At 62.0% G+C, this 2718-nt stretch carries 1 protein-coding gene; it reads right to left on the reverse strand.

Annotated features, from left to right (window positions below):
- Nucleotides 1-1297 precede the first annotated feature (1297 nt).
- A complete protein-coding gene (locus Ae331Ps2_RS31570; protein WP_139318684.1) occupies nucleotides 1298-1822 on the reverse strand; it encodes a hypothetical protein in 525 nt (174 codons plus the stop codon).
- Nucleotides 1823-2718: the final 896 nt, after the last annotated feature.

The following is a 2718-nucleotide window of genomic DNA, read 5'->3' on the forward strand; positions in this document are numbered from 1 at the left end:
CCCCCGACTAGGTAGCCGGGGCCCAGGTTTTCGTCGCTCAGGGAGCCTCTCAGGGCTTCCTGCCTGGCGGTGGGGGGAAGCAGCAGGCCGGAAGAGGGCACAGGCGAGGCTCCTGCCAGTGACGGGGCCCGTCCGATGGGCGGTGCCGGTCGAGGGGTGCGGGGCGCGGCTTCAAGGCATTGAGCTTCGCCCTGTGTCTGATGGTTCGCGGCTAGCCGCGAACGGCCCGCCCTCGCTGCCGCTCGGGCGAAGTACTGACTTGGTTGTTGCTGCTGCTCAGGCACTCGAATCATTCCAGGTCACAGGCCCGCCGGTCTCGAACCCCCAGGTCAGCCCGCGGGTCACCCACTGCCGCCACCTTGACCAACGCGCCTGCCAGCACCAGCCGGGGGCTGGCAGTGACCCGACGGGCCGACGGCGTCACCACCGACCACCGACCACTCCCAGCAGCCGAGCACACCGAGCCGAGCCGGACGGGCCGGGCGTTTTCTCCGAGAAAACACCTAACTTGATCCGCCGCAGGCGGACACCCAGACCGCACCCCGGCCGAAGATCATCAGATGATGCATAGGTCCTGTCGGTCTTGATCTTGAGCGGCGACGACCGCAACGACGGATGCACAGCGCCGCGACGACGGCTCGGCCGACCGATCCACGGTCAACCACCCAGATCAACAACCGCGGATCAACAACCCCCAGCACCTACGCATCCACCGATGACCCACGGGCACGACACCCACCACACGCGCCGCGCGCGGACCCGGAACTGCCGCGCCGCTTCCGGTCCTCACCCCGTCCAGGGGCGGGCTCCGGTCCGGATCGACTTGCCCACGATGAGCCGGCCGATAGCTACCGGCCGGCACCCAAGATCACCCCGGCCGTCGCCGTAGCTGCCACGCACATCAACCGGATAAAGCGCGCTTCGACTTTCCTGGGTAGATGAAAAAACGCCGCGGCAGCACATATCGCTAGAGGACCGCAGCACACCACCATCTCCGCCCCATCGATTGCCTTATCAGTAAACAGCCAGATCCCCGGGAACCACCCCAGCGCTGCAGCTCCAAAACCAGAAAAAAAGCTATTATCTGCCCACCACGAAGCATCTACTACGCCGTCAAGGCCCGCACCCCCACGGAGTAATCTCGACACTCTCACTGCGTCCCAAAGCAACACAAGGAAAGCTGCAACGACGACGGTGTACTCTAACGCGGAATGGATCGTGGAGAAATTCACAGATTCCTACCGATTGGTTATTATCCGCCCTGAATTAGGCCTGATGTCTGCGGACGAGCGCTAGCCTACCAGCAATTCTGGATAACTTTGTCAACTCCAAGGATTTCCGCAGCAAGCGCCCCCACGCCAATTCCGCCCTCATCGAAAACCTCCACCAATGCGGTCTTAAATTTCTTTCCCTGCTTTTTCTTTGCCTGTAGTTTATTGATAACCTTGCTGACGCCGCCGAACTTGTCCACGATCCGCTTAATCTTGATGATCTTCGCAGCAGCTACTGCATTAGAGGCGATCGCAATCAGAATCCCGTGCGAACACTGTGCGAAATTAAAAGTATAGGGCGTCGTCCCGGGCGGGACCTTGTAGTTATCTTCCAGCCACGCGGCAGTAGCCCGATCTCCCTGAAGTAGGACATACTCAGGAATTGAATCAATGACGTGGAGAACGTTCCCCGCGGCAGTCACATCTTCACCGACTGAAGACACCGTCGACGCCGAATCTTCCGCCCCCTCAATGCGGAAAGCCGAGGCAGTCATCACCGACGGGACCTCAGCCGCAGCAATCCCCGTAACCGAACCCATAGCAACAGCCACGACCAACACCGCACTGATACCGCGGCACGCAAACCTCTTTGCACTCACGAGCGCATCCGAACACGCCCCCCCCCACCGGTCAAGAACCACTACAAGACGCAATCATGCGACCACACTCAGCACTCGAAACGTGAAACCGTGAAACATCCACCTAACACGGTAATCCACCCAAACCAGAAAAACACCTCACCAGAACCGGACTTCGTGCCGTACCTCCCAAAGCGCTCCACGCCTCCTAACTGGGTGCCGCTGGGCCCGCCCGACACCTCGACCGGCCGTCAGCGAAGCTGGGTGGTTGAGGTGTCGGGCGGGCCCAGCGGCACCCACCACCCCCAACCCGCAGGTCACACCCCCACACCCGACCGACAACACCCCAGGACCCCATCAACGCCGCTTCGCAGGCGCTTCCAGCCACTTCAAAGCCGCTCGCGGGCCCCAGCGAGCCGCTCCGACACCGCCTCCCGACGCTCCTGAGACCACCCCCGACCGCCGAGACCCCCCGATTAAACCCCCAAAGATGATCTACATGAATCCGAGCAAATCCGAGCCAATAACAAGCCCACCCGGGACACCCCCACCCCGACCCCAAGACGCCTGACCGCCACGACGGAAGCCCGCTCACCAGTTCAAGACACCGTCACAGAAAAGGCAGCACTGCGGCGTCGTCAAGAGCACGAGGAACTCCGCCCCGCGGAAATCCCGGGCATGATCCAACCCCGATCAAGCGGTGGCCCTCAGCGCCCTCAACGGCGATCCGATATCCAGAGAAGAAACACGCCAGGGAACGACCGATGCACTAGTCACGCCACGACGAAGAACCTTTCATATGCCATCCGGAAATCCCCCGCCGACACAGCGCATGACCCGCGACCGTGGAACACCGCCCGAACAGTCAC

The organism is Pseudonocardia sp. Ae331_Ps2 (genome assembly GCF_001932405.1).
GTDB lineage: Bacteria > Actinomycetota > Actinomycetes > Mycobacteriales > Pseudonocardiaceae > Pseudonocardia.